5 protein-coding genes are annotated in these 6,086 nt (G+C 66.7%); 2 read left to right on the forward strand and 3 right to left on the reverse strand.

The genetic code is table 11. The features are described 5' to 3' along the window. The 3 genes from AC1VAN_RS15925 to AC1VAN_RS15935 form a co-directional block, all read right to left on the reverse strand. On the reverse strand, positions 1 to 1,057 hold a 1,057-nt coding region (locus tag AC1VAN_RS15925; protein ID WP_480986168.1), incomplete at its 3' end, for a TonB-dependent siderophore receptor. Positions 1,058 to 1,156: 99 nt separating this feature from the next. Then, positions 1,157 to 2,542, reverse strand: coding sequence for a sensor histidine kinase (locus tag AC1VAN_RS15930; protein WP_442251285.1), 1,386 nt, complete (start codon positions 2,540 to 2,542; stop codon positions 1,157 to 1,159). Next, positions 2,520 to 3,203, reverse strand: coding sequence for a response regulator transcription factor (locus AC1VAN_RS15935; RefSeq protein ID WP_442251284.1), 684 nt, complete (start codon positions 3,201 to 3,203; stop codon positions 2,520 to 2,522). Before AC1VAN_RS15935 ends, AC1VAN_RS15930 begins: the two co-directional genes overlap by 23 nt. A 71-nt stretch (positions 3,204 to 3,274) precedes the next feature. On the opposite strand from AC1VAN_RS15935, the gene AC1VAN_RS15940 reads away from it, so the two are divergent. Together AC1VAN_RS15940 and AC1VAN_RS15945 are read left to right on the forward strand one after the other, a co-directional pair. Then, positions 3,275 to 4,249 (forward strand): efflux RND transporter periplasmic adaptor subunit, encoded by a 975-nt coding sequence (locus AC1VAN_RS15940; protein WP_480986169.1) that lies wholly within the window; start codon positions 3,275 to 3,277, stop codon positions 4,247 to 4,249. Positions 4,250 to 4,253: 4 nt separating this feature from the next. Beyond that, positions 4,254 to 6,086, forward strand: a 1,833-nt coding sequence (locus AC1VAN_RS15945; RefSeq protein ID WP_480986170.1) for an efflux RND transporter permease subunit, incomplete at its 3' end; no start/stop codon positions are given.

A 6,086-nucleotide genomic window follows, 5' to 3' on the forward strand; every position in this document is an offset into this window, starting at 1 on the left:
CCTGGATGTCCGGCTGCGTGCCGTAGGCGGTGCGGTTGACCACGCGCCGGTCGGCATCGATGAAGGGGTTTTCCGGGTTGCTGTAGCTGTCCACATACAACTGCTGCAGGGTGGTCTTGCCGTCGATGTAGCGCACCGCCGAGCGCAGGCTGACCGCATCGTTGAAGCGATGATCGAACAGGGCGGTCAGGCTGTATACGCGCGAATCGATGCGGTCGAAACCGGCATCGCCGATGAAGGTGGTCGGATCCAGACGGCGACCGGGCGCTGCGTGCAGGGTGGCGGCCAGCGGCAGGAACTGCTGGCTGGAGCCGGTCTTGTCGTGCTGGTAGCTGGCCAGCAGGGTCAGCGTACTGCGTTCACCGCGCCAGCTGATCGAGGGTGCCAGATACACGCGGTCGTCCTTGAGGACATCGGTCTGCATGTTCGATTCGCGGACCAGACCGACCAAACGCCCGGCAACCGTGCCGTCGTCATTCAGCGCACCACCGATGTCGCCCTGCAGCTGCCGACGATCGAAGCTGCCCAGCTGCAGGCCGACCTCACCGCTGGCGGCGCCGAAGCTCGGGCGCTTGCTCATGGCGTTGATGATGCCGCCGGTGGCGCCCGCTCCGTACAGCACCGATGACGGGCCGCGCAGCACTTCCACCCGTTCCAGGCCGTATACCTCCGGGCGTGCCAGCGGGCTGAAGCCGTAGCTGCGGCGCAGGCCATCCTGGTACTGCACCGGGTCCAGGCCACGTACCGAACTGGCGTCATTGCGGGTGTCCAGGCCCCAGGCGTCGGCGGTGACACCGGCGCTGTAGCGCAGCACTTCCTGCAGGTTGTGTGCGCCGCGATCGGTGAACAGCTGCTGGGTGACCACGCTGATCGCCTGCGGCGTCTCGGTCAGGGCGGTGTCGGTCTTGGTCGCGGTGCTGGCGCGCTCGGCCACCACGGTCACCTTGTCCAGGGTCCGGGCCGCAGTGCCGTCCTGGGCTTGGGCGATGGCCGACGCCAGCAGGGTGGGCAGGAACAGCGTGTACAGCAGCGGGCGGCGCGACGGCAGGGCAGGCATCGTGGGGAATCCGGGAAGGGCGGTGACGGCGGATTATCCGGATGCCCGCTTCCAAATACAAATGATTCCCAAATGCACTTGCCGGTGATGAGCCCGGCTTCAGGGCAGGCCGTCTGCGGCGCCGCGGATGCTCATCCAGGCGCCGCCGCCGGGCGCGCTGCCGGCGCGGACACGGAAGCCGTGCAGCCCGGCAATGGCGGCCACGATCGACAGCCCCAAGCCAAAGCCGGGCCCTTGCCCGGCACTGCTGCTGCCGCGGAAGAAGCGCTGGTAGATCAAGGTGCGGTCCTGCGGCGGGATGCCCGGCCCGTTGTCGATCACATCGATCCGGGGCGCGCCGTGGTCGTCCATCGCGCGCAGCAGGATGCGTCCGTGCGCAGGCGTGAACTGCAGCGCGTTGGACAGCAGGTTGGCCACCGCTTCGAACAGCAGTTCGCGGTCGCCGCGCAGCATGCCGATCTGCGGCGCCACCTGCAGCTGCAGATCCTGTTGCTTCTCTTCGGCCAACGGCAGGTAGAACTGGTGCAGTTCCTGCAGCAGGTCGGCGATGTCGACCTCGTCGAAGGCCGAACGGCGCTGGTGGCTTTCCAGCTCGGACACGCGCAGCAGGGCGGCGAAGCGCGCCATCAGCATGTCGGTCTCCGCCAGCGCCTTGTCCAGCGGGTCCGCATGCGGGTCGTGCTCGCCCAGGCCAACCCGCATGCGGTAGAGGTGTGCACGCAGGCGCGTGAGCGGTGTGCGCAGGTCATGCGCGATGCTGTCGCACACGCCTTTGACCTCGGTCATCAGCTGTTCGATGCGTTCCAGCATGGCATTGACGATGCTCGACAGCCGATCGATCTCATCGCGTCGGTTGGATACCGGCAGGCGTTGCCCGAGGTCGCCGGCAATGATGCGGTTGGTGGCCGCTTCGATCTGCTGGATCCGCTTCAATGGGCGCCGGCGCAGCAGATGCCAGCCCACCAGCCCGGGGATGACGGTCAGTGACACACCCCACAGCAGTGCATCGAGGATGATGCTGTTGACCGCCATCAGCTTGCCGTTCTGGCGCACGAACACCAGTGTCCGGCCATCCCGGGTCACCACGCCGAGCGCGCTGCCACCGCTCTCGTGGCGGCCATCGACCAGCGTCCAACCCGCTACCTGATGCGAGTTGCCATCCAGCGGCAGTCCTTCGGGGATGGCCGTCAGCGGGCCCGCCATCGCCACGCCGGCCTTGTCGAACAGCCCGTACGTATACACCTGGTGCAGGTCGAAGCGCTGGCTGTCGCGCAGCGCGTCATCCAGCGCCGGGCCGTCGAAACTCATGAACAGATGGGCGCGCTGCTGCAGGCCCGATTCGGTCAGGTCGTTCAGGTAGTCCGAGATGCGCCAGTACATCACGCCCAGCAGCAGGCTGGACCAGGCCACGAACAGGATGCAGTACAGGCCCAGCAGGCGGCTGCTGGATGAGCGCCAATGGTCAGGACTGCGCGTCGAAGACATAACCGGTTCCACGTACGGTCAAGATCGGCTGCGGCCGGCCGGGTTGTTCGATGCGTTTGCGCACCCGGCCGATATGCACGTCGATCAGGTTGGTGCCCGGATCGAAGTGGTAGCCCCAGACTTCCTGGAACAACATGGTGCGGGTGACCACCTGGCCGGCATTGCGGACCAGGAATTCCAGCAGCTTGAACTCGGTCGGCAGCAGGTTGATCTCCTGGCCGCCACGGCGTACCGAGCGGCTCATCAGGTCCAGTTCCAGGTCGCCGGCGCGCAGCACCTTGTCGCTGGCAGCGGCCTGGCCCTGGCGCCGGATCAGCACTTCCACGCGGGCGGCCATTTCATCGGAGGCGAACGGCTTGGTCAGGTAGTCGTCGCCACCTGCACGCAGGCCACGCACGCGTTCATCCACGTCCGACAGCGCACTGATCATCAACACCGGCGTGGCGATGCCTTCATGGCGCAGCGTGGTGACCAGGGCCAGCCCGTCGATGCAGGGCAGCATGCGGTCCAGGGTGATCACCGCGTAGTCGCCTGAACGTGCCAGCGCCAGGCCACTGCTGCCGTCGCTGGCCAGATCCACCTCGAAGCCGTGGCTGCGCAGCTCGGTGGCGATTTCCTCCGCGGTGACAAGGTCGTCCTCGATGGTGAGTACGCGCGGCATGGGCCACTTTGCAGATTGGGACCTGCGCATCCTCGCAACCACGGGTGTGCACTGCAAATGAAAAATGTTTCATGCGTTTTTCGCTGGATTGCAGCGCGCTGTCTTCTATATTCGGCGCCGAACGCTCCCCCCGCGCGTGGAACCTGCTGAAGGCCGGGCAGCCCCTGTTCCAGATCGAGCCGGCGCTGTACCAGGCCGCCCTGAACGAGGCGCAGGCCAATCTGAAGACCGCCGAAGCGGCCGCCGTGACCGCTCGCCTGCGGGCGCAGCGGATGCAGGCGCTGGGCAAGGACCAGCTGGCCGCGCGCCAGGACGTGGACGATGCCATCGCCAGTGGCCAGCAGGCGGCTGCGGCCGTGCAGGCTGCGCAGGCAGCGCGCGATACCGCCAGTACGCGGCTCGGTTTTGCCACGGTCACCGCACCGATTGCCGGTCGCATCGGGCGCGCGCTGTTCACCCCGGGGGCGCTGGTGACATCCGCCCAGGCCGATCCGCTGGCGCGGATCCAGCAGGTCGACCCGATGAACGTGGACATCACCCAGTCCAGCAACGAGTACCTGGCGCTGCGTCRCGCCATTGCCGAGGGGGGCGTGCAGGCCAACAGCGCGCCGGTGCGGCTGCGCCTGTCAGATGGCACCGACTACCCGCTGCCGGGCACGCTGGAATTTGCCGACATCGATGTGCAGCAGGAGACCGGCAGCATCACCCTGCGCGCGCAGTTCCCCAACCCCGAGGGACAGCTGTTGCCGGGCATGTACGTGCGCGCGCAGGTAGGCCAGGGCACGCAGCAGCAGGCGTTGCTGGTACCGCAGTCGGCGRTGGACCGCAGTGCCAAGGGCGAGGCGCAGGCGTGGCTGGTCGACAAGGAGGGCAAGGCGCGGCTGCGCACCTTCCGCACCGCCCGCGCGGTCGGCAACCAGTGGCTGGTGCTTGATGGCATCAGTGCTGGCGAGCAGGTGGTGGTGGCGGGGGCGCAGGGCCTTGCCGACGGCATGCTGGTGCGGATGAAGACGGCGCCCGTGGCTGCGCCGGCCGGAAAGGACTGAGCGCATGCTGCCGCGCTTCTTCATCCACCGCCCCGTATTCGCCTGGGTACTGGCGATCTGCATCATGGCGTTCGGCACGATTGCGGTGACCCAGCTGCCGGTCGAGCAGTACCCGGACATCGCACCGCCGCAGGTCAACATCACCGCCAACTACACCGGCGCGTCTGCACAGACGGTGGAAGACAGCGTCACCCAGGTGATCGAGCAGCAGATCAAGGGCATCGACCACCTGCTGTATTTTTCCTCCACCAGTTCGTCTTCGGGACAGGCGCGGATCACGGTCACCTTCGACCAGAGCGCCAACCCCGATATCGCCCAGGTACAGGTGCAGAACAGCGTCAACCAGGCCATCAACCGCCTGCCGCAGGAAGTGCAGCAGCAGGGCGTGACCGTGGCCAAGTCGCAGGGCGACTCGCTGATGGTGGTTTCGCTGTACGACACCAGCCGGCGCATGGAGCGAGTGGACGTTTCCGATTTCCTGGTCAGCAACGTGCAGGATCCGATCAGCCGCATTGCTGGCGTCGGCGAGATCAATGTGTTCGGTTCGGCCTATGCGATGCGGGTGTGGCTGGATCCGCACAAGCTGCGTGCCTACGACCTGATGCCGTCGGATGTGCGCAGCGCGATCCAGGCACAGAACACCCAGGTCACTGCCGGCGAGCTGGGGGCGTTGCCGTCCAGTGCGACGCAGAGCCTCAAYGCCACCGTCACCGCGCAGTCGCGCCTGCAGACTCCGGAACAGTTCCGCGCGATCATCCTGCGCACGCTGCCCAGCGGCGCGGCGGTGCACCTGGGCGACGTGGCGCGGGTCGAGATSGGCGCGGAGAATTACCAGACCAGCAGCTTCCTCAACGGCTATCCGGCTGCGGGTTTCTCGGTGACCCTGGCCTCCGGCGCCAACGCGCTGGCCACTGCCGATGCAGTACGCGCCGAGCTTGAACGGCTGCGGCCTACGTTCCCGCCCGGGCTGCAGGTGGCCTATCCACGCGACAGCACGCCGTTCGTACGGGTCTCCATCGAAGGGGTCATCCACACCCTGATCGAGGCGATCGTACTGGTCGTGGTGGTGATGTTCCTGTTCCTGCAGAACCTGCGCGCCACCCTGATTCCTGCGATCACGGTGCCGGTGGTGCTGCTGGGTACCTTCGGCGTCCTCGCGTTGGCCGGTTTCACCATCAACACCCTGACGCTGTTTGCGATGGTGCTGGCCATCGGCCTGCTGGTCGATGATGCGATCGTGGTGGTGGAGAACGTGGAACGCATCATCCACGAAGAGCATCTGCCGCCACGCGAGGCAACCGAGAAGTCGATGGGCGAGATCACCGGTGCGCTGATCGGCATCACCGTGGTGCTCGGTGCGGTGTTCCTGCCGATGGCGCTGTTCGGCGGTTCCACGGGCATCATCTACCGGCAGTTCTCGATCACGATTGCATCGGCCATGGCGTTGTCGGCGCTGGTCGCGCTGACCCTGACACCGGCGCTGTGCGCGACCCTGCTCAAGCCCTCGTCGGCGCAGAAGCCACCGGGGCGCTTCTTCGCCGCGTTCAACCGTGGCGTCGAACGCAGCCAGTCGGCCTACCAGGGCAAGCTCGGTGGCGTGGTGTCACGTCCGCGGCGCTGGATGGCGTTCTACCTGTTGCTGGTGATCGCCATGATCGCCTTGTACGCGCGCATGCCCACCGGCTTCCTGCCGGTGGAGGACCAGGGCCAGGTGACCTTCCAGTTCTCCACGCCTGAAGGCACGCCGATGGCGCGCACCGAGGCGCTGGGCGAGCAGATCAGCCGTTACTTCATGGAGCACGAGAAGCAGAACCTGGACGTGGTGTTCGTGGTGGTC

It is taken from the genome of Stenotrophomonas sp. 05L44_2, from assembly GCF_056665995.1.